Consider the following 20,812-nt stretch of genomic DNA (forward strand, 5'->3'; position numbering starts at 1 on the left):
TGGCTCATGGCGGCAGACTAGCGCCATTCCCTGTCGATGTCCAATGACCGCAGGCGCCGCGCACCGCGCCGCCCGCGCTCCCACTCTTTGCGCAACCGTTATGAACTGGCTCGCTTTCACACACGGCGCAGCGCTCTGCGCCTCGCTCATCGTCACGATCGGCGCACAGAATGCATTCGTACTGCGTCAGGGCATCCTGCGCTCGCACGTCGGCAAGATCGTCCTGCTCTGCACACTGTCCGACTTCGTGCTGATCGGCGCGGGGGTGGGCGGCGCCTCGGCGCTCGTCGAGCGCTATCCGACCTTCGTGCACGTCGTGCTGTACGTGGGCCTTGCGTGGCTCGTGTGGTTCGGCATTGGCGCGCTAAGGCGCGCGGTGCGTCCGTCGCACGCCGTGCTCGATAGCCATGCCGCGGCGGATGCTCCCGAGCAGCGCGCGTGGCCGATCATCCTCATGACGCTCGCATTCACCTGGCTCAATCCGCACGTGTATCTCGACACCTTCCTGCTGATCGGCACGGCCGGCGCGCGCGAGCCCCAGGGCAGCCGCCTCGCCTTTGCGATCGGCGCGATGTGCGTGAGCGCGGTGTGGTTCGTCGCGCTAGGCTACGGCGCGCGTGCGCTCGCGCCGCTGTTCCGGCGTGCGAGTGCGTGGCGCGTGCTCGACGGCGCCATCGGCGGCATGGTGCTGTTGATCGCCTTTGCGCAATTGCGCTAACCCGACTGAACCCGCGAGGCACGCTCGATTGCGTGATTGGCGCATGCGCCGCTACTGCGTGGCGCCCTTCGCCTTCTGCTGCAGCAAGCCCTCGACGAGTTCCGGCGACATGTAATGCGGCCCGTCGAAGAGATACACGCGATAGCCGTGATAAGCCTCCAGCTGCGGCGCGAGTTCAGCGGCCGTGGCTGCGCGAAAGCCCCCGCCCTGCTTGGGCCGAAACGCCTCCGCAATGATGCGCACGCGCTTGTGGCCCAGATGAGCCGATAGCGCGTCCGCATATTCGCGCGCCGCCGCCGGGCCGCGCGCATAGACGCCGCAGCCGTCCTGCAGCAACACGCCGACATCTTTCGGCAACCAGGCGTCGAGCCACTTCGCGAGCGCCTCGCCGCCGATGTTGCTCGTGTCGTACACGCTGATCCATAACGGATGCGGCAGCTTCTCGAGCAGCGGCGCCATGCGGGGCGCGTCGGCCCAGGTGGGATCGACTTCGACGGGGAAATACCAGCCCGTGATGTGCACCGGCGGCCGCACGGCCGCGAGCTTCAGCGATCGTTCGACCAGCGTTTCGAGGTTCTCGCGCGCTTTCTTCTCGTCCGAATAGCCCGCAAGCCCGACGATCACGCCGCGCGCCCACGGTTCGTTGGCAATGCGCACCCAGTCGGGCACGCGCGGCGCGGGAATGCCCGCGCCCGCCATGAACGCGACGTCGTCCACGGCGATCCATTGCACCAGCAGCTCGTTCACGCCTAGCCGGTCCCAGTCGCCTTGCAGGTCCAGATGGTCGTTGTCGGGCTGCCAGACGATGCCTTGCGCGAGCGCATCCGCGTGTGCGGGCACCTGCAGCGTGCAACCGGCAGCAACCAGCGCGCACAGCGCCGCACATGCCAGACGCGTGCAGCGCTGCACGCCGCGCGAGCGCTTTCGTGCGGCTTCCTCTGCGTGTCCCGCGCCGTCCCTGGCCGTTCTTCGCACGATCATCAGGTTTCCTCAATAAGAGAGCACGGCGCCGAAGAACACCCCGCCGGCCCGGTCGTCGCCCGTAATATGCCAGCGGTACTGCACCGTCACGTCGACATACGAGCGCGGCGTATCGTAGAAGCTGTCCCGGAACCAGTAGCGCGTGGAAACGCCCACGCCCATCCCCACCGGCACGCTGTGGTTGATGCTCGAATCGTAGTCGATGCCGGCCACCGCGTACGGAAAGACCGTGAGCTTCGGGCTGATGGTGTCGAGCCGCCACGTGCGGCCCGCCTCGATATAGCCCGTGCCATAGTTCCAGCCGTTGCTCACGTAATGGCCGACTTCGCCGTAGTCCTGCACCGTCCACCATGACGGCACGTCGAGCCGCCGCTCAGTGCCGATGCCGCCCGAGTAAGCGAGGCGCAGCAGCCAGTCGGACGGCGCGCGCGAGCCAATCGGGATGAGCCGCTCGAACGCGATCACCGCGTTGATCGATTCGAACGGCTTCGCGCGCGCGCCGATGGCTCCGAGCGCCGTGGAGATGCCGCTAGGCGCGTCGCCCTTCGCGCCCACGTCCTGATAGACACGCGCGTAGACCTCGAAATTGCGGTCGCCGAGGGCGCCGAACGGCCGCCAGTATCCTTCGACGCCCATCTGCCAGTTGTTGTACGAGCCCGGCACTTCGCCCGTCGACACGCCGGGCTGCAAGCCCGAGCCGCGATAGTTGACCGACGCGATGGCGCCCCAGTCGCGCGTGACGTCCGCGTGCGCGTTGCGCAGGTCCTGCAACTGCACCAGCGTGGCGGGCGCGACACCGGGCGGCGGCGAGGTGCCGTAGTCGATCGCGCGTTTGAAATAGCCGGTGGCCAACGCGTCGAAATTCGCGCGATACGCGCTGTAGCCCGCATCGCCGGTTGCTTGCGGCGGCAACTGGCCGGCTTCGTCGGCTTGCGCGAAGTACGTGGCGGCGCGGCGATCGTCGCCCGCGCGCTGCGCCACGTACGCGGCGGAAAGCGGCGGCAGCGCGTCGAGCAGGCCCGTGTCGGCCATGGCGCGCGCTTCGCGCTTCGCACCCTCGGTGTCGCCCGCGGCGGTGAGCGCGTCGATCAGTTCGAGCCGATGCTGCGGATTGCGCGGGTCCGCGGCGACGGCCCGCCGCTGCGCGGCGAGCGCGGCCGCCCGGTCGCCGCTTTGTGCCGCGACGATTGCGGCGCGCCGGTCCGCGAAGCCGGGGTCGGCGGCGTAGACATCGCAGGCGCTGCCGTACTGGTCGATCGTGCAATCGAGCACCGGGCGCGCGGTCGTGGCGACACGCTCGCCGCCCGCAGAGGTACCGGCGGACTGTGCGAGCGCCGCGCGCGCGTAGTAGCGGCGCATGGCGATCAGCACGTCGGTGTCGTCGCCGACGGGTGGCAGCGTGGCGAGCAGATCGAGCGCGCGCTGCGGCTGGCCTTCGGCCGTCCATACATCGGCGATGATCGCGTGCGCCACGCGCTCATCGCGCACCGATGCGCCTTCGCTCAGCAGCGCCTGCGCGAAATCCTCATCGGCCTGTGCCGTCCGGCCCTGCGCGGCACGCGCATAGCCGCGCAACACGTATGGCATGAGCGTCGGCATGGCGCCCGACGCAATCGCATCGCTCGCCGCGGCTTCGAGGCCGGCCATGTCGTTCTGCTCCAGCAGCATCTGGCACAGCAGCAGCCGGTTGCCAATCTGCATTGGCGCGTAGCCGATTGCCTCATGCATGAGCGCGATCGCCTGCGCGTTGTCGCCGCGCGCGCGCGCTGCCTGAGCGGCTTGCACCGCCGCGGGCGCAAGGCGCGCGCCGATCTGCGTGCGGCGCTCGCGCAGCGCCTCGCTGTCGCCGAAGCGCCGCTGCGCGGCCTGCGCAGCCTGCCAGGCTTCGCGGTCATGACCGCCCGCCGAGGCGGCGTCGATCGCGAGCAGGCGCAGACGCAAGATGTCCGGGCGCAACGCGATCACGGCGTTCGCCTCGCGCCAGGCGGCGTCATATTGCTTTGCGCCGTATGATTTGTAGGCCTCCTGAGCAAGCTGCCATGCCCGGCCCGTCAAATAGTCGGGTGGCCCGGAGCCCGGCGGCGGCGCGGGGCGCGCCGTGCGGCCGCCGCCTGTTGCTACGCCCGGCCGCGCCAGTGCCGCCACCTGCACATCGATCTCGCGCCGCCGTGCCGTGAGCGTCGCATCGGGACCGATCTGCGCGATCGCGTCGGAGAGCGTACGGCTCGCCTCGCGCCACTGTCCGCGCGCGGCCTGCGAATTGGCGAGCAACAGACGCAGCGAAGCGAGGTCGGGCCGTTGACGGATCGCCTCGCGCGCATGGCGCTCGGCCGCCGCGTAGTCGCGGCGCGAAAAGGCGTCGTAGCCTTGCTGGGCGACGCGGTAGGCCGCGCCGCTCAGGGGCAAAGGCTGCGTGCCTGGCGGCAGCGCCTCGGCGTGAGCGCGCCCCGCGCCCGCGAGCGCGGCCCACAGCGTGGCAAGCAGCAACGCTCGCGGCACGTTGGCACGAGCGCGCGAAGACCGCTTCGCCGCAAAATGATTCGGAGTCCGTCTCATGACGTAGCGGCGCCTTCGGCGCGCAGGCGTTCCTGCTCCGCGATCGCCGCGGCCAGCGCGTCGCGTGTGATCACGCCCTGCTCCACCATGAAATCGCCGATGCGCCCGTGCTCGGCGGGCCGGTAGCGTTGCAGCGCGCCGTCGAACGCCGTGCGTTTCACCGCACCGCGCTCGATCAGCAAATCGCCCAGCAGCGGTATGCCCGGTGCGGCGGCGCCGCGCGCTTCGGCGCTCGCCTTCGCCTCATGCGCTTCGCGCACCTGCACCGGCGGTACGCCGCGCAACAGGCGCAAGCCGTCCGCGACCTCGCCCTCGCGCACGATGCGCTGCACGATCGGCAATGCGCATTGCGCCTGCAGCGCCGCGAGCGCCGGCTCCATGAGCGGGCTCGCGCATAGCAGCACCTCATGCCCCTTGCCGTCGTCGCCTTGCGGCAGCACGCGGTAGCGCACCGCGAGTTCGAACGGCACATCGCCCGCGTAACGAGTGAGCCGCTCGCGATCGAGCCGGCCGCGCGGCAGGTCGGCCTGGAACGCGATGGCCTCCGCCAGCGTCTCCTCATCGAGCCAGCCGTGCGCCATCAACACGCGCCCGAGCGGCGCTTCATGCGCGTGCTCCTCCGCAAGCGCCTGCTCCAGCTCTTTCGGTCCGATCGCCTGCCACGAAAGCAGCAGCTCGCCGAGGCGCTGCTTGCGGTCCGTAAAGCCATCCGACGAGGGGAAGTCGTGCATGGTCTTGTCCCACACGAGCCGCTTGCCGGTGACGAGATACGCGAGATACATCTTCCACGCGCGCGAGACCGCCATGAAGTTCACGAAGTTGCCGATCACCATGCGCGGCACCGAAAGCACGCCATGCTCCCAGCCATACAGGCGCGAAACGAAGTACACGCGCTGGACCACGCGCAGCAGCAACGCGACACCGTTGGCCCACAGCACAATGGTGAGAAAGCGGGAATTCGCGAACGGCGACGCGATGAGATCGGGCCGGATGCCAAGAAACTCCGCGTATGCAAAGAGCAGGAACTGCGCGAGCAGCACATAAGCGATGATGCCGACGAACGCCGTGACGATGCCCTTGCGGTCCCGCGCCAGCAGATAGCGGTTGGCGAGCGTGCCGACCCATCCGGTTTGCTCCCATCCCTGCAGGCCGATACCGAGCGTCCAGCGCGCGCGCTGACGATAAGCGGTCCGAAACGTATCGGGAAAGAACTCGCGTACGCACAGCGGCATGGTCAGCGTGACGTCGCGCTCGGGCCCGAAGCCGAACCACGACTTGCGCCGCGTGGCGAACTCAACGGGAAAACGCGCGAAGATGGAATGCATGCCCATGCGCCCGAGGCGCTCACCCACGTCGTAGTCTTCGGTCAGCGTTTCCGTGTTGAAGGGTTGATTCTGCGTTTGCTCCGCGAGCCCGGCCAGCGCGCGGCGCGAAAAGCACGTGCCCACACCCGCCGAAGGCACCGTGCCGGCCAGGCTCTCGCGCACCACGAGATCCTTCGCGTGCCATTCGGCGAACTCGTCCATATAGGTGCCCGCCACGAGTTCGTACCATTCGCGCTCGAGCGAAGCCACCGGCAACTGGATCATGTCCTTGCGCGGCAACAGGTAGTTGAAAAAGCGCAACTCGAGCGGATGCAGCACGTCCTCGCTATCGTGCAGGATCACGCCCGCGAATTCGATGCCCGTTTCCTTCTCCATGCGAAAGATCGCCTGCACGATCCAGTTCAGGCAATCGGCCTTGCAGGTGGGGCCGTCGTGCGGCACCTCCACGCGGTGCAGCTGCTTGTAGCGGCGTCGCATGCGCTCGACTTCGGCAATGGTCGCGGCATCGTTCTGGTAGGTGCCGGCGAACACGACATAGTTCTTGTAGTCGAGCACACGCACGAGGTCGGTCACCATCGAGGCGATCACATCCTCCTCGCGCCAGGCGGGCACCATGATCGCCAGTGGCTGCTGCTCGCGGGTGTAGAGCTGCTCGGCACGCAGCGGCTCGTAGCGGCGCTCGATCGTGAAGTGGCGGATGACACGGCGAACCCAGTACCACGCGTCGATGAAAAGATCGTCGATGCTCGATAGCAGGATCACCACCGCCACTACCGCCGCGAGATACTCCATGCCCTCGTAATAGCGGCCGGCGTAGTAGTTGAGCCACCAGTCGATGGCGTGCGTGCTCACGATCCGCTCTGCTGGTTGTCCGGGTTTTCGGCGCTTTCCTGCGCCGCGCGCGCGGCAGCGGCCGCCGCCGTCCTCGCGCGCGCCCGCCTGCGCGCAAAGCCCGCGGCAAGCAGCAGCAACACCAGGACCGCGGTGGCGATGCTCGGCACGCCCCAACCCGCCCAGTGCCGCGTGAGCCACGCGCGCTGATCGTCCGTCGGCGGCACACCGCCTGGGTACTGCGTGTCGAAGGTCTTGAGCACGCCGCTCGCGTCGACGATGGCCACGTCGCCCTGCTGCAACTGCATGCCGGGTGGCAGCACGGGTGCGTCGCCCACGCTGCGGTACACGATGCCAGGCGTCGTGCCGGCGCGCACCACCTGGATCAGGCCCAGATTCGCGAGACCCGACATGTCGGCGAGCGTCGAGCCACCGCGCGCCTTGAGCGTGAGGCGGCCGTCGGCGAAGCTCGCGTGGCCGGCCTCGCTGTCGAGCGCAACATCGGCGGCGAGGAAGGCGTCTTTCGGTTGCGCGTTCTGGCCGTTCGGCGCCACCTGCAGCGTCGCGCGCGTCGGCGCAACGCCCGCCGCGTTCGCGAGACGCGCCACGCGCGGCAGCGTCGTCACCGGGTCGGCCAGATACGCGTCGGGCACGAGCACGTCCGCCGTGCGCGAAAAACGCGCCACCATGCCGGTGAAGTTTTCGCCAAGCGGCCCCTGGCCGACGACCAGGTGACTGCCCGGCAGCACCGCCGCGGGATAGCCCTGCTCGCGCGGGCGGCAGCCGCCCGCCGGCTGGCGCTGGAACAACACGCGCAGGTTATTGGTGGTGCCGAGCGCGTAGACGGGAATGTCCGCGCTCACCCGTTGCGCGTGACCGTCGGTGTCGAGCAGATGCGAGCCGATCAGCACGCCGTTGAAAAAGATCGACGCCGTCTGGCCATTGCGGTCCGCAGCCGGCGCGGCAGCCAGATCGAGGACGACGCGGCGCGGAATCCGCCCGTCGCCCGAGACGGCTGCGAGATCGAAGTTGGCTTCCCATACCGCACTCGTTAGCACATCTACCGTTCTCGGTGTGCCGCCGATCAGCGACAGCGCGATCCGGTCGCTCGATCCCCCCGCGCTCAGGTTCGGCGAGGCGGCCAGCTCATGCACGACGAGCCGGCGCGACACGTCGATGCCGCTCCACGTGCGCGAAAGCGCACTCACACCGGTGTCGTCGCCGACTACCACGGTAGGCAGGCCGCCCAGATGCGCGAGGCGCAGTTCGCCCTTTTCGAATGGCGTGGCAAGCGCGCCGCCGGAATGCGTGCGCCATGCATCGAAGGCGCTCGCGGCATCGGCGGAAACGGTCAGCACTTCGCCGCGCAACGCGTCGAGCGCCGCGGCCGCCTGCGCGCGCAGTGCGTCGTCGGCGACCACGACGTTGGGCGCAAAAGCGCCCGCCGGCGCGAGCGCGATGAGCGCGCCCAGCTCGGCGGGATTCGCGATCTTGTGCGCGCCGCCCGCGGCCAGCGCGGCGAAAGCGGGCACGGCCTGCAGCGCAGCCGGGACCTGCACGGTGCCGAGATTCACGGTGTCGCCCACCGCGGGCATACGCGTCGTGACGGGCGTCGCGCCGCCGCGCATCAGCAGGGCTTCGAGCCGCCACGCCACGTCATAAGCCGCGGCGTCGAGCTTGCCGCCGCTCACGAGCACCACAGGTTTCGCAGGCAGTGCGCTCCATGCCGTGCGCACATCGTTCACGGCCGAAGTGTCGAACTGATACGTGAGGCGCGTGGTGGGCGCGACCTTCCAGACATTGCCGATCGCCGTCTGATCCGTGCAAACGTTCTCGTTGAGCACCGACGACCATTGCAGCCCCACGCGCACGAAACCCGAGGGACGCGGCGCGCCATCCACGCCGATGCTGAGCGACCCGTCGCCCTGCGCGTCCGTGACATTGCGCACCTGCACGGGCGAGCCGTCGAGCGAGAGCAGGAAAGTCGTGCGCCCGCCGTTGCCGCGCAGGTAATTCGCGTCGAGCTGCAGCGTCGCATTGCTGATCGGCAAGCCCGCCGGCACCGGCAGGTAGAGTTCCTGAACCGCGTCGGGCGCGCGCAGCACGACTGGCTCACGCACGCCGAGATCGGCCAGCGACACGCTGCGCGATTCCATGCGCCCGGCTCCGAGCTGAGTGAGCGCCTGCGCCAGGTCGCCAGGCGCCGCATACGCGCAGCGGCCCAGCGCCGCGAGCAGCGCCGCGGCCACATATGCGCAACGCCGCGCACCCACTCCCTTGCGCCCCGCTGCGCCCACCTGCCGGATCGGATCGAATCTCACGTGTCATGCCTCATGGTGTCGGCGCGGCGGCGCAACCGCCGCGTGGCGGCCCTGGCCTTCCCGCCTTTGGAATGCACTGATTGCCTGGCACTGCGATACAACAGATGAGTCGGCGTCGAATCGCGGTCAAGACGCCGCGTCGGCCTCGTCCGTCTCGCCGGGCTCCGGCCGCATGGCGACCACCGGATGTCGGTAGCCAGGCAACTCGCGGCTCGGGAATGGTTCGAACGGTCTGCCGGCGAGCGCCGCGACGATGCGCTCCGACGCGTGCCCGTCGCCATAGGGGTTGACGCGCCGCGCGTAGGCGCGCCGCTCGTCTTCGTTCTCGACGAGTTCGAGCACCGCGCGCACGATCGCCACACGGTCGGTGCCGATCAGTTTCACGGTGCCCGCGGCAAGCGCTTCGGGGCGCTCGGTCACGTCGCGCATCACGAGCACGGGCTTGCCGAGCGCGGGCGCCTCCTCCTGCACGCCGCCCGAATCGGTCAGCACGATCGCCGCGCGCTGCATGAGGCGCACGAACTCGGGGTAATCGAGCGGATCGGTGAGGTGAACATTGGGCGCATTGCCGAGCGTGGCGAGCACGGGGCCGCGCACGTTGGGATTCAGATGCACGGGATAGACGATCTGCATCTTGCCGGAATGCGCGAGCGTGGCGAGCGCCGCGCAGATATGCTCGAAGCCCTCGCCGAAGCTCTCACGACGATGGCCGGTGACGAGAAGCAACGGGCGGCCCGTGTCCGCGGGTTCGAGAAACGGAAATTGCGCGTCGAGCCGCTCGCGCAACGCCGCATCGTTATCGAGCCGCTCGCACATGAGATGCAGCGCATCGATCACGGTATTTCCCGTCACGACCACGCGCCCGCCCAGCGCCTCCGCTTCGAGATTCGCGCGCGAACTCGCCGTGGGCGCGAAAAGCAGATCGCTCACGACGTCCACCACGCGCCGGTTCATTTCCTCGGGCCACGGCTCGAACAGATTGCCGGTGCGCAGCCCGGCTTCCACGTGCCCAACCGGTATGCGCCGATGAAAGGCGGCAATGGCGCCCGCCATGCTCGTCAAGGTGTCGCCGTGCACGAGTACGCGCTCGGGCTGCTCGGCGGCAAGCACGTCGTCGAGCCCGGCGAACAGGCGGCCTGCGAGACCGTTGAGCGTCTGGTTCGCAGTCATCGCGCCGAGATTGTGGTCCGGCACGATGCCGAACAGATCGAGGACCTGCTGCAGCATGGTCTGATGCTGCCCCGTCACGCAAACGATGGACTGCACGCCCGGTTCCGCTTCGAGACGTTTGACGAGCGGCGCCATCTTGATGGCTTCGGGCCGCGTACCGAATATCGACAGGATGCGCACTAGCAGGTTTCCGGTTAGCTGGAGTGTCCAGGCGCCGCGGCGTTGCCCGCATGCGACGCCCCCATTGACCGACTGTCTTCATGCCGTTGCCGCCAGCCTTCTGCTTTGCCGCCGCCAGTTTCAGGGCGGCGAAGGGGCCGGTCAGCCGTACTCTACCTGCTTAATTAGACCATTGCGTTCAGGCGTGCCGCGCCCTGGCGCCCGGCGCCATCGTTCGCGCAGCGATTGTTCAAAGCCTCGATATGAACCGGGCGATTATTGCGCCGGACGAGACGTATTCGATGCCGAAGCCGCGTTCATTCATGCGCGGCGAATGAACGATAGCTAACGAATCGACGAAACATCACGCTCGTCGCGTTTTGCGCGGGTTCGAAGTAAGCTCGTGCGATCACGGCAATCGCTTATGCATCGCGGTGTGCGTAAGCCACCAGCAAAAGAACAGCGAGATGGACGAACTGATATTCGACGCCTTCGATGCGTCGCAACTCATTCCCGGCTTCCACGCGCCTGCGTTGCCTGTCGAGCGCCCGGACCGCGAGACGCTCGACGCCGCCGAACACAACACGCGTCACTGGACAAGCCGCGTAAGTGGCGGGATCACACCCGGCACCGACCTCCACCGCGACGAAATGTGCCGCATGTTCCGCGAGACCTTCAATCCTTACCGGCCCTCGGTGCTCGATTGGCCGCGGCTCGAACCCGCGGCGCTCAAGCGCATCACCGATTTGCCGATCTGGGACATCGCCGTGCAAACGGAAGGCCGCGCGCGCCTGCGCATGGCCGCCTACGCCGCCTCGCTCGACGACGCGGTGATGCGCGACGCGCTCGCGCTCAACGCGTGGGAGGAGAACCGCCACAAGGAGGTGCTCTCGCGCATGGTGGCTGCGTACGGCATCAAGCTCGCGAGCGAGCCGCCCTACGTCTACCCTAAGGACGCCGAATGGGCTTACCTCGTGACGGGCTATAGCGAATGCGTGGACAGTTTCTTCGCGTTCGGCCTCTTCGAAGTGGCGCATCGCTCGGGCCTCTTTCCACCGGAGCTCATCGACACGTTCGAGCCCGTCATGCAGGAAGAATGCCGCCATATCCTGCTGTTCGCGAACTGGGTCGCCTGGCACCGCGCCCGGCTCGCCTGGTGGCAGCGCATTCGCTTCGAGCTGAAAGTGGCCGGCGTATGGGCCTTTCTGGCCTGGGAACGCATAGGCCTCGCGCGCGCGATGGACGCCGAAGGCAACGAGCACAAGCACGACAACAACTTCACGATGAACGGCGCGCAACAGGTGACCGACGTGGATATCAGCGTACCGGAACTCATGCGCCTGTGTCTCGCCGAAAACGACCGGCGCTTCTCGGGCTACGACACACGTTTGCTGCGGCCTGAAACCATGCCGCGGCTCGTGCGCTTCGCACTGCGCTTCGTGCGCGACAAGAAGAACTGACGATCCCCTCCCCCGAGCACGCACGCCGCGTCGTTCGAAAGGACGATTGCGGCGCGCGCTGCTTCAGCACGCTCGAAGCACGCCTTCCACAAAGCTGAATTCCACGCGGCTCACGCGTCTGTCACAGTGACGGAGGTCTTCGTCAATGACGAAAGCATTGTCCCTATCGAGGAGAAAGAGCTTGAAAATTCTGGTGCCCGTCAAGCGCGTGGTCGATTACAACGTGAAGGTTCGTGTGAAGTCGGACGGCACGGGCGTGGATATCGCCAACGTGAAGTTCTCGATGAACCCGTTCGACGAAATCGCCGTGGAAGAAGCGGTGCGTCTGAAGGAAGCGGGCGTGGCGACCGAGGTTATCGCCGTTTCGTGCGGTGTTTCGCAGGCCCAGGAAACGTTGCGCACGGCACTGGCTATCGGTGCGGATCGCGCCGTGCTGGTCGAGTCGAACGACGATCTGCAGCCGCTCGCGGTGGCGAAACTTTTGAAAGCACTCGTCGATAAAGAGCAGCCGTCGCTCGTGATCCTCGGCAAGCAGGCTATCGACGACGATTCGAATCAAACCGGGCAGATGCTCGCCGCGCTGGCTGGTTTGCCTCAGGCAACCTTTGCTTCGAAGGTGGTCGTTTCTGACGGCAAGGCTACCGTGTCGCGCGAAGTGGATGGCGGCGCGGAAACGCTGTCTTTGAAGCTGCCCGCTGTCGTGACGACCGACTTGCGTCTGAACGAGCCGCGCTACGTCACGCTGCCGAACATCATGAAGGCGAAGAAGAAGCCGCTGGAGACGATCAAGCCTTCCGATCTGGGTGTCGATGTCGCGCCGCGTTTGAAGACGCTGAAGGTTGCCGAGCCGACCAAGCGCAGCGCAGGCGTGAAGGTGCCGGACGTTGCGGCGCTCGTCGCGAAGTTGAAAACTGAAGCCAAGGTGCTGTAAAGGGAGCGATTTCAAAATGACGAATCTGGTTATTGCTGAACACGACAATCACTCGATCAAGGCCGCGACGCTGAACACCGTCGCTGCAGCACAGAAGATTGGCGGCGACGTGCATGTGCTGGTCGCGGGCCACAACGCACAGGCAGCAGCCGACGCAGCCGCGAAGATCGCAGGCGTGGCGAAGGTGCTGCTCGCCGATGCGCCGCAACTCGAACAGGGTCTTGCCGAAAACGTCGAAGCGACGGTCCTGAGCATTGCGAAGAACTATTCGCACATCCTCGCGCCGGCAACGGCAGCGGGCAAGAACGTCACGCCGCGTATCGCCGCGAAGCTCGACGCCGCGCAGATCAGCGACATTACCGCTGTCGATTCGCCGGACACGTTCGAACGTCCGATCTACGCGGGCAATGCGATCGCAACGGTGCAATCGGTCGACCCGATCAAGGTCATCACCGTTCGCACGACGGCATTCGACGCAGTCGCGGCCGAAGGCGGCAGCGCAGCCGTCGAGAAGCTCGGCGCGGCAGCGGACAGCGGTCTGACGCAGTTCGTCGGCCGTGAAGTCACGAAGCTCGACCGTCCTGAACTCACGAGCGCGAAGATCATCGTCTCGGGTGGCCGGGGTCTGGGCAGCGGCGAGAACTACACGAAGGTTCTGGAGCCGCTGGCGGACAAGCTCAACGCAGCGCTCGGCGCCTCGCGCGCGGCAGTCGATGCTGGCTACGTGCCGAACGACTACCAGGTCGGTCAGACCGGCAAGATTGTCGCGCCGCAACTGTATGTGGCAGTCGGCATCTCGGGCGCGATCCAGCATCTGGCCGGCATGAAGGACTCGAAGGTCATCGTCGCGATCAACAAGGACGAGGAAGCACCGATCTTCAGCGTGGCCGACTATGGCCTCGTGGGCGACCTGTTCACGGTCGTGCCGGAACTCGCTGGCGCAATCGGCTAATACCGCTCCCAAAAAACTAAAGGCGCCTTTGTGAAAACAAAGGCGCCTTCTTGATCGACGCAAACGCAGCAACCTTGGCTGCATTCGTGGTCAAACACCCAAAATCCGCCGTGCCTTGAGGATCACCGGCATGTCCACCATCTTCCCGTCAAGCGCCACGGCCGCCCCACCGCTCGCCTGCACCGCGTCGAGCACGCGCTGCGCCCATGCGCGCTGCGCCTCGCTCCATGCGTACGCGCGATGCACGGGCTCGATCTGCTTCGGGTGAATGCAAAGCTTGCCGCCGTAGCCAAATCGCCGCCCGCGCCGCGCTTCACGCTCGAGCGCCTCTGCGTCATCGAATACGGTCGAAACGCCATCGACAGGCGCAGCAATGCCTGCCAGCCGCGAGGTCAGCACGATCTGCGAACGAAACGCGTCGAGTTCCTCGCCGTCGCCGTCGATACCCATGTCCACTTGAAAGTCGAGCGTGCCGAACGCCACGCGCAGCACGCCTTGCGCGCCGCACAGCGCATTCAGGCCCGCGATGCCGCGCGCGGTTTCCACGATCGGCAACACTTGCAGCGCGCCGTGTGCGCCCGAGCGTAGCGCCGCGATCTGTTCGGCGCTTTCCGCCTTCGGCAGCATGATCCCCGCCACGCCCGCGTGTGCGCCAAGCGCCGCGGCATCGTCGGCGAACCAGGGCGTGTCGGTGCCGTTCACGCGCACCCAGACCGGCCGCGCGGCGTCCAGAGCCGCGACCACTGCGTCGCGCGCGGCGCCCTTTTCCGCGGGCGGAACCGCATCCTCCAGATCGACGATCACCGCATCGGCACCCGCGCCGCGCGCCTTTTCGAAGCGCTCGGGCCGGTTGCCCGGCACGAACAGATACGAGCGGGAAAGCGCCGCGCTCATGCGCTCGCCCCTGCGCCGAAAAGCGAGCCTATGCGCTGCGCCTCGGCAATCCCCCACGCCGCGTCGAGCAGGCGCTGTGCATCGCTTTCGCGGGCTGCGCCCGAAAACGCGGCCAGGCGCACGAACTTCGCTGCGATCTCGTCTCGCGAAAGCGTATTACCCGGATCGCCCTTCGGTTCATCCACGCGCCCTTGCAACGTGCGGCCGTCGCGCGTCGTCACAGTCACCTTGCCGATCCAGCGGGCGGGATACGCGCGGTCCACTTCCTCGTCCAGCGCCATCGTCACGCGTGCGCGAAACGCGGCGATATCGTCCGCCGAATAGTCGCGCTCGAATTCGTTCACGCCCGCGTAGCCGCGATAAGCGACGAGGCCGAGCACGGTCCCCATGTTGAATTTCGCCTGATGAACGGTACTCGGCACAACCACGCTGCCGAGCACGTCGATCGCCCCCTGATGCACATGCGCCGTGACGTTTGCGATATCGTCGGGATTGAGCCGGTGCGCTTCGATCACGGACAGCAGCGCGTCAGCGGCCGGATGCGTGTGGCGGCACGCCGCGTGATACTTGAACGACGTTTCGACCGTCGCCCAACGCTCGCCCAGTCGATCGACAAGCTTTGCAGGATCCGCGTCGCTCGACATGCCCGCCGCCATGCCCTGTGCGCCTTCGAGAATGCGCTGCGCGCCGCGAAAACCGTCCGCCGCGAGTTGCGCGGCCATCAAGCCGTTCGCAGCCGCCATCGCTGTGTGCAGTTGCTTCGAATCGGCCGCGTCGCGCAGGAACTCCCACAAACCGCTCGCCTGCGTGCCCGCCGAGCCGAACGCGTCGAGCATCTGCTCGGGTGTCAGCTTCAGCAGTCGACCCGCCGCGGCAGCCGCTGCGATCGTGCCCACGGTGCCGGTCGTGTGAAATATCTTGTAGTGCGAACGACCCATGAATTCGCCCACCCGTATGCCCACTTCATAGCCCGCCACCGAGGCTGCGATGAACTCCTGCCCTGAAGCGCCCAGCGCCTGCGCAAGCGCGAGCGTCACCGGGAATACGACGGTAGCCGGATGCAGCACCGATCCGTTGTGCACGTCGTCCTGCTCGACGAAGTGCGAAGCGGCGCCGTTGATCATGGCGGCGAAATACGCCGTGGTGCGAGTGCGGTCGATGATGACTTCGCACGGGGCTGGCGCTCCGGCCGCGCCGTGCGCGGCACGCGCGAACCGCGCGATCGTTTCGACCGGACGTGCGCCCTTGCCGCCTAGCGCAGAGCCGAGCCAGTCCACGTAGAGATTGACGGTGCGCTCGACCACGTGAGACGGAATCGAATCGAAACGCAGTTGCGAAGCGAAAGCCGCGAGCGCGCGGCTGGGATGATCTGTCATGGCAGCGTAGTGTAGTGAAGTCGGTTTGCGATGCGCCGGGCGCGATCAGATTGCTCCTGCTTCGCGCAGCGCGCCAATACGCCCCGCATCGAAGCCAAGCTCTCGCAGAATAGATTCGGTATGCTGACCGAGTGCAGGGACGGCATCCATGCGCGCATCGAATGCGCCAGGCGCGCCCGGCGGCAACAGCGCCGGCACCATCCCCGCCGATGTCTGCACTTCGCGCCAGCGCTCGCGCGCCTGCAGTTGCGGATGGGCCCACACATCGGCCATGGTGTTCATCTGGGCATTGGCGATGCCCGCGCGGTCAAGCCGTTCGATGACCTGCGCCGCACTGAGCTTCGAAAACGCCTCGACGATCAGTTCGCGCAACGCTGCGCGGCGCGCGGAACGCTGTGAATTCGCAGCGAAGCGCTCATCGGCGGCAAGCTCCGGCTGCAACAGCACGTGCTCGCAAAAGAGCTTCCATTCGCGGTCGTTCTGCAGGCCGAGCATCACCGACTTGCCGTCGCCGGCCGGAAACGGCCCATACGGATAGATCGTCGCGTGCGAAGCGCCCGCGAGCGGCGGCGGCGTTTGCCCGTCGATCGCGTAGTAAAGCGGATAGCCCATCCACTCCACCATGCTCTCCAGCATCGAGACGTCGATGCGGCACCCGCGCCCGGTGCGCCCGCGCATCAGCAGCGCGCTCAGAATATTCGAATAGGCATACATGCCCGCGGCGATATCGGCAATCGAGCAACCCGCCTTCGCCGGCTCGCCGGGCGACCCCGTGATGGAGAGAAAGCCCGATTCGCTTTGAATCAACAGGTCGTACGCCTTGCGCTCGCGGTAGGGACCATCGTCGCCGTAACCGGAGATATCGCACACGATCAGCTTCGGATAGCGCTCACTGAGCGCCTCGTAGCTGAGCCCAAGGCGCGCCGCCGCGCCCGGCGCGAGATTCTGCACGAGCACGTCGGCGTCGGCGAGCAATGCGTCGAGGATCGGCGCGGCCTCCTTGTGCTTCACGTCGAGCGAGAGGCTTTCCTTCGAGCGGTTCGTCCACACGAAGTGCGAGGCGAGTCCATGCACGCGCTCGTCGTAGCCGCGCGCGAAGTCGCCCACGCCTGGCCGCTCGATCTTGATCACGCGCGCGCCGAGATCGGCCAGCTGGCGCGTGCAGAACGGCGCGGCAATCGCATGTTCGAGCGTGACGACCTTGATACCGTCGAGTGGTCTCATGGCGCGCGCCTCCGCTCAGAACGAACGCGGCAGGCCGAGCACATGCTCCGCCACGTACGAGAGAATCAGATTGGTCGAGATCGGCGCGACTTGATAGAGGCGCGTCTCGCGGAACTTGCGCTCCACATCGTACTCGCAGGCGAAACCGAAGCCGCCGTGGAATTGCAGACACGCATTCGCGGCCTCCCACGAGGCGTCGGCGGCCAGCAGTTTCGCCATGTTGGCTTGCGCGCCACAAGCCTCGTGCGCGTCGAAGCGGCGCGCGGCTTCGAAGCGCATCAGGCTCGCGGCTTCGACGTTGACGAACGCGCGCGCGATCGGAAACTGCACACCCTGATTCTGCCCGATAGGCCGTCCGAACACGATGCGCTCCTTCGCGTAGGCACTCACCTTGTCGATGAACCAGTAGCCGTCGCCGATGCATTCCGCCGCGATGAGCGTGCGCTCGGCGTTCAGTCCGTCGAGGATGTACTTGAAGCCCATCCCCTCCTCGCCGATCAGGTTTTCCGCCGGAATTTCGAGGTTATCGAAGAAGAGTTCGTTGGTCTCGTGATTGACCATGTTGAGAATCGGCTGCACGGTGAGGCCGTGGCCGACGGCTTCGCGCAGGTCGACCACGAAGATCGACATGCCTTCGGACTTCTTCTTCACGTCGGCGAGCGGCGTGGTGCGCGCAAGCAGGATCATGAGGTCCGAATGCTGCACGCGCGAGATCCACACCTTTTGCCCGTTGATCACGTAGCGGTCGCCCTTGCGCACCGCCGTGGTCTTGATCTTCGTGGTGTCGGTGCCCGTGGTGGGCTCGGTCACGCCCATCGATTGCAGGCGCAATTCGCCGCTCGCGATCTTCGGCAGGTACTTGCGCTTTTGCTCCGCCGAGCCGTGGCGCAGCAGCGTGCCCATGTTGTACATCTGGCCATGGCATACGCCCGAGTTGCCCCCGGCGCGGTTGATCTCCTCCATGATGACCGATGCTTCGGTCAGCCCCAGGCCAGATCCGCCGTACTCCTGAGGAATCAGCGCTGCGAGCCAGCCGGCCTTGGTGAGGGCATCGACGAATGCCTCGGGATAGCCGCGCGCCTCGTCGATCTTGCGGAAATATTCACCCGAAAACTGCTGGCACAGATCGCGTACGGCTTCGCGGATATCCTGAAACGAATCTTGTTGCGTGGTTTGCATGATCGATATGAAGTCGCTATGAATGTTCGTGTTGCCGCTCAGGCCAGCGTGGCAGTGGCCTGCATCGTCAGATAGCCGTCGTGATCTTTCGCCCAGAGTTCGACCGAGCGTGCGTCGTCGGAAAGCTTGCCGCACAGCGTGAACGCGTTGCCCGCGAACGTGGGCCGTACCGCGCGAAACGCGTAGGTCGCGATCGCGGCGTCAGGCCGCTCGCGGTGCACGAGGTCGAGCAGCAGCGTGGCGATCAGCGGGCCGTGCACGACGAGGCCCGGATAGCCCTCTTCCTGCGTGACATACGGGAAGTCGTAGTGAATGCGATGACCGTTGAAAGTCAGTGCGGAATAGCGGAACAGCATGAGCGCGCTGGCCGTGAGCGTGCGCGACCACGTCTCGCCTTGCGGCGCCACGACCGGCTTCGGCGCGCTCGCACCGGGCTGCGGCGCATCGCGATAAACGATGTCGTGCTCTTCCTCGATGCACAGCGCCCCGCCGCTCTCGTAGCGATGCTGCACGGTCACGAACACGAGGCGGCCGCTGCGGCCGGTCTTGTCCTCGATGTTCGCGATAGTGGACGTGCGCGCGGCTTCGTTGCCCGCGCGCAGCGGCGCGTGAAACGTCAAGCGGCCGCCCGCCCACATGCGGCGCGGCAGTTCGACCGGCGGCAGGAAGCCGCCGCGTTTCGGGTGACCATCGGGACCCGCTTCGGCGAGCGGTGAAACAGGCAGAAAATAGAGCCAGTGCCACAGCGGCGGCACGGCGCTACCAGGCGCTTCGCGGTCGAGGGTGGCGGCAAGCGCGCGCAGCGGAAACGCGGTGATGTCGTCGGTGAGCGTTTCGGTCTTGTCGAGCCACGCACTGAGCGATGGCGTTTGCGATTCCGGCATGGCTTTCTCCGTTGCGAGACTAGTTGCCATACTATGAACGGCTCACGCCGTTTCGCGAAGTTGCCTTTGCCGAATCAGCCCTTTCGCTTTCGTTAATCCCCCGACTATTGCTGCGCGATACTTGCACGCGGCTTTCAAAACAGGCCGCGTGCCGGCCTCACGCTTCGCCGCGTAGATGGGCGGAGGCTTCGTCTTCCACACGCTGCCACAACTCGAACGACATGGGGCGCTCGCCCTCTTCGAGCAGATGGCCAACCAGGCCGATTGCGCGCGCCATCACGCCGAAGCCGCGCACGATGCGCCATGGGAAGCCGAATTCGCAGCAGATCGCACCGATCGCGCCGGTCGCGTTGATCGGCAATGCCTTGCCCGATGCGCGCTCTGCCTCCGCGCCAATTAGCTGCATGAGCTTCACATAGCGCCCCGACATGCCGTTTTGCGCGGCCAGTTCGAAAAGGCGCGGCGTGCGCGGATCGATGGGCTTGTGCAGCGGATGACCGAGCCCTGGAATCGGCGTGCCGCGCGTGCGCCACGCGGCGACGGTATCGACAGCGAGTTTCTCCAGATCGTCGCATTGGGCATCGTAAGGCAGTGTTTCGGAGAGCATGCGGCACGCGCCTTCCATGCTGCCGACGAACACCGAGCCAAGCCCGCATAGCCCCGCCGCAACGGCCGCCTGCAGCGACTCGGGCGCGCCCGCATACGTCATGCGCGCAGCGATGGCGCTCGGCGTCATGCCGTGCTCGACGAGCGTAATGACGATGGCGTTGAACATCGCGGACTGCTGCGGCGTGGCGGTCTTGCCCGTGAGTTGCAGAAACGCGAAGTCGCCGAGATTCATGTGGCCGAGCACTTCGTCGGGCAGGCTTTTGCCACGCACGACAATACGATCGGGCGTGCTGTACGCGATATCGGAGCGCACGAGCGGTTTCGGTTGACGGGCCATAGTCTTGATTCCTTCGTTATACAGAATAGCGCTCAGCGCAGTTGTGCGCGGCCGTGGTTGAGCACGAGCACGTCACGTTCCAGCACGCGCGCGCGAAAACTCACCTCGTTGCCGTCGCGCCACATCTCGGTGCGGATCGTCTCGCCCGGATAAACCGGTGCGGTAAAGCGCGCGTGAAACGCCGCGAGGCGTTGCGGGTCGCTCGCGCACAGTGTCTTCAGTACGGCATGCGCGGCCACGCCCCACGTGGCGAGCCCATGCAGGATAGGCCGCTCGAACCCCGCTGCGCGCGCAACATGCGGGTCGGCATGCAAGGCGTTGTCGTCGCCGCACAGTCGGTAAATCAACGCCGTTTCCGGGCGTGTAGGCAGGTCGCAATGATGATCGGGCGCGCGCTCGGGCATCGGCGGCGGCGGCGCGGGAGCTTCGTCGCTCAAGCCGTTGTTCGCGCTGAAGCCGCCGTCGCCGCGGCAGAACGTGAGTTGCGTGACGGTGGCGTACAGTTCGCCGCTTGCTTTGTCCGTAATGCTACGCTGGATTTCGAGCAGTGCGCCCTTGCCCGCGCCTTTGTCGACCACGCGCGTGATGCGCGAGCGACCGATCACGGTCGCGGCCGCCGGCAATGGCTTGTGCATGACGAGGCTCTGCTCGCCATGCAAGAGCCGCACCCAGTCGATGCCCGCGCGCGGGTCGCGCGCCCAGAAGCCGGGAAAGCCGAGCACGACGGCAAGCGTCGGCGGCACGCGCAACGCTTTTTCGTAGACGAATGCCAGGTCGTCCGAATCAACGGGATTCGCGCCGTAGCCCACGGCGAGGCTGTAGAGCATGGCGTCGCGCGCGGTATAGGTCTGCTCGACATTCTTGAACGGCCAGTTACGCAGGGTGTGATAGTCGATCGTCATGAC

16 protein-coding genes are annotated in these 20,812 nt (G+C 66.6%); 4 read left to right on the forward strand and 12 right to left on the reverse strand.

All coding sequences use genetic code 11. The features are described 5' to 3' along the window. Positions 1-100: 100 nt before the first annotated feature. Complete coding sequence (locus FAZ97_RS08750) at positions 101-718, forward strand: LysE/ArgO family amino acid transporter (protein ID WP_158758089.1); 618 nt, start codon at positions 101-103, stop codon at positions 716-718. Positions 719-769: 51 nt separating this feature from the next. On the opposite strand, the gene FAZ97_RS08755 is transcribed toward FAZ97_RS08750, so the two are convergent. The 5 genes from FAZ97_RS08755 to wecB all read right to left on the reverse strand — a co-directional run bounded on the left by FAZ97_RS08755 (position 770) and on the right by wecB (position 10,037). Then, positions 770-1,699 carry an alpha-amylase family protein gene (locus FAZ97_RS08755; protein WP_233271553.1) on the reverse strand — a complete coding sequence of 310 codons (930 nt, stop codon included), beginning with the start codon at positions 1,697-1,699 and terminating at the stop codon, positions 770-772. Positions 1,700-1,708: 9 nt separating this feature from the next. After that, positions 1,709-4,255: a bacteriophage N4 adsorption protein A gene (locus tag FAZ97_RS08760; protein ID WP_158758090.1), complete on the reverse strand. Its 2,547-nt coding sequence runs from the start codon at positions 4,253-4,255 to the stop codon at positions 1,709-1,711. Further along, positions 4,252-6,432: a glycosyl transferase family protein gene (locus FAZ97_RS08765; protein WP_407671753.1), complete on the reverse strand. Its 2,181-nt coding sequence runs from the start codon at positions 6,430-6,432 to the stop codon at positions 4,252-4,254. The genes FAZ97_RS08760 and FAZ97_RS08765 overlap by 4 nt, the downstream gene beginning before the upstream one ends. After that, a complete protein-coding gene (locus tag FAZ97_RS08770; protein WP_233271554.1) occupies positions 6,429-8,732 on the reverse strand; it encodes a cellulose biosynthesis cyclic di-GMP-binding regulatory protein BcsB in 2,304 nt (767 codons plus the stop codon). Before FAZ97_RS08770 ends, FAZ97_RS08765 begins: the two co-directional genes overlap by 4 nt. 126 nt (positions 8,733-8,858) lie before the next feature. Next, positions 8,859-10,037 carry a non-hydrolyzing UDP-N-acetylglucosamine 2-epimerase gene (gene wecB, locus FAZ97_RS08775; protein ID WP_233271672.1) on the reverse strand — a complete coding sequence of 393 codons (1,179 nt, stop codon included), beginning with the start codon at positions 10,035-10,037 and terminating at the stop codon, positions 8,859-8,861. 491 nt (positions 10,038-10,528) lie between these two features. Here wecB and FAZ97_RS08780 point away from each other — a divergent pair, with 491 nt between their 5' ends. From FAZ97_RS08780 to FAZ97_RS08790, 3 genes are all read left to right on the forward strand, one after another. Further along, positions 10,529-11,521: a ferritin-like domain-containing protein gene (locus FAZ97_RS08780; RefSeq protein WP_158758091.1), complete on the forward strand. Its 993-nt coding sequence runs from the start codon at positions 10,529-10,531 to the stop codon at positions 11,519-11,521. Between the two features lie 181 nt (positions 11,522-11,702). Further along, positions 11,703-12,452, forward strand: a complete 750-nt coding sequence (locus FAZ97_RS08785) for an electron transfer flavoprotein subunit beta/FixA family protein (protein ID WP_158758092.1) — start codon at positions 11,703-11,705, stop codon at positions 12,450-12,452. A gap of 16 nt (positions 12,453-12,468) precedes the next feature. Continuing rightward, on the forward strand, positions 12,469-13,404 hold the full coding sequence (locus FAZ97_RS08790; protein ID WP_158758093.1) for an electron transfer flavoprotein subunit alpha/FixB family protein: 936 nt from the start codon (positions 12,469-12,471) through the stop codon (positions 13,402-13,404). A gap of 90 nt (positions 13,405-13,494) precedes the next feature. On the opposite strand, the gene FAZ97_RS08795 is transcribed toward FAZ97_RS08790, so the two are convergent. The 7 genes from FAZ97_RS08795 to FAZ97_RS08825 form a co-directional block, all read right to left on the reverse strand. Further along, entirely contained in the window at positions 13,495-14,298 is an 804-nt protein-coding gene (locus tag FAZ97_RS08795; protein WP_158758094.1) for an HpcH/HpaI aldolase/citrate lyase family protein, read from the reverse strand. Continuing rightward, positions 14,295-15,674: an MmgE/PrpD family protein gene (locus FAZ97_RS08800; RefSeq protein ID WP_158758095.1), complete on the reverse strand. Its 1,380-nt coding sequence runs from the start codon at positions 15,672-15,674 to the stop codon at positions 14,295-14,297. Before FAZ97_RS08800 ends, FAZ97_RS08795 begins: the two co-directional genes overlap by 4 nt. 45 nt (positions 15,675-15,719) lie before the next feature. Next, positions 15,720-16,898 carry a CaiB/BaiF CoA transferase family protein gene (locus FAZ97_RS08805; RefSeq protein WP_158758096.1) on the reverse strand — a complete coding sequence of 393 codons (1,179 nt, stop codon included), beginning with the start codon at positions 16,896-16,898 and terminating at the stop codon, positions 15,720-15,722. Positions 16,899-16,913: 15 nt separating this feature from the next. Continuing rightward, a complete protein-coding gene (locus tag FAZ97_RS08810; RefSeq protein WP_158758097.1) occupies positions 16,914-18,077 on the reverse strand; it encodes an acyl-CoA dehydrogenase family protein in 1,164 nt (387 codons plus the stop codon). 38 nt (positions 18,078-18,115) lie between these two features. Continuing rightward, positions 18,116-18,961 carry an FAS1-like dehydratase domain-containing protein gene (locus FAZ97_RS08815; RefSeq protein ID WP_233271555.1) on the reverse strand — a complete coding sequence of 282 codons (846 nt, stop codon included), beginning with the start codon at positions 18,959-18,961 and terminating at the stop codon, positions 18,116-18,118. A 157-nt stretch (positions 18,962-19,118) separates the two neighbouring features. Next, positions 19,119-19,907 carry a citryl-CoA lyase gene (locus tag FAZ97_RS08820; protein WP_158758099.1) on the reverse strand — a complete coding sequence of 263 codons (789 nt, stop codon included), beginning with the start codon at positions 19,905-19,907 and terminating at the stop codon, positions 19,119-19,121. A 32-nt stretch (positions 19,908-19,939) separates the two neighbouring features. Then, positions 19,940-20,809 (reverse strand): MaoC/PaaZ C-terminal domain-containing protein, encoded by an 870-nt coding sequence (locus tag FAZ97_RS08825; protein ID WP_158758100.1) that lies wholly within the window; start codon positions 20,807-20,809, stop codon positions 19,940-19,942. Positions 20,810-20,812 lie beyond the last annotated feature (3 nt).

It is taken from the genome of Paraburkholderia acidiphila, from assembly GCF_009789655.1.
GTDB classification, from domain to species: Bacteria; Pseudomonadota; Gammaproteobacteria; order Burkholderiales; family Burkholderiaceae; genus Paraburkholderia; species Paraburkholderia acidiphila.

Excerpts from the sequence above, each read along its gene's own strand:
- FAZ97_RS08750 (WP_158758089.1), top strand. The coding sequence starts at position 101 with ATGAACTGGCTCGCTTTCACACACGGCGCAGCGCTCTGCGCCTCGCTC.
- FAZ97_RS08755 (WP_233271553.1), bottom strand. The coding sequence starts at position 1,699 with ATGATCGTGCGAAGAACGGCCAGGGACGGCGCGGGACACGCAGAGGAA.
- FAZ97_RS08760 (WP_158758090.1), bottom strand. The coding sequence starts at position 4,255 with ATGAGACGGACTCCGAATCATTTTGCGGCGAAGCGGTCTTCGCGCGCT.
- wecB (WP_233271672.1), bottom strand. The coding sequence starts at position 10,037 with ATGGCGCCGCTCGTCAAACGTCTCGAAGCGGAACCGGGCGTGCAGTCC.
- FAZ97_RS08780 (WP_158758091.1), top strand. The coding sequence starts at position 10,529 with ATGGACGAACTGATATTCGACGCCTTCGATGCGTCGCAACTCATTCCC.
- FAZ97_RS08790 (WP_158758093.1), top strand. The coding sequence starts at position 12,469 with ATGACGAATCTGGTTATTGCTGAACACGACAATCACTCGATCAAGGCC.
- FAZ97_RS08795 (WP_158758094.1), bottom strand. The coding sequence starts at position 14,298 with ATGAGCGCGGCGCTTTCCCGCTCGTATCTGTTCGTGCCGGGCAACCGG.
- FAZ97_RS08800 (WP_158758095.1), bottom strand. The coding sequence starts at position 15,674 with ATGACAGATCATCCCAGCCGCGCGCTCGCGGCTTTCGCTTCGCAACTG.
- FAZ97_RS08805 (WP_158758096.1), bottom strand. The coding sequence starts at position 16,898 with ATGAGACCACTCGACGGTATCAAGGTCGTCACGCTCGAACATGCGATT.
- FAZ97_RS08810 (WP_158758097.1), bottom strand. The coding sequence starts at position 18,077 with ATGCAAACCACGCAACAAGATTCGTTTCAGGATATCCGCGAAGCCGTA.
- FAZ97_RS08815 (WP_233271555.1), bottom strand. The coding sequence starts at position 18,961 with ATGCCGGAATCGCAAACGCCATCGCTCAGTGCGTGGCTCGACAAGACC.
- FAZ97_RS08820 (WP_158758099.1), bottom strand. The coding sequence starts at position 19,907 with ATGGCCCGTCAACCGAAACCGCTCGTGCGCTCCGATATCGCGTACAGC.
- FAZ97_RS08825 (WP_158758100.1), bottom strand. The coding sequence starts at position 20,809 with ATGACGATCGACTATCACACCCTGCGTAACTGGCCGTTCAAGAATGTC.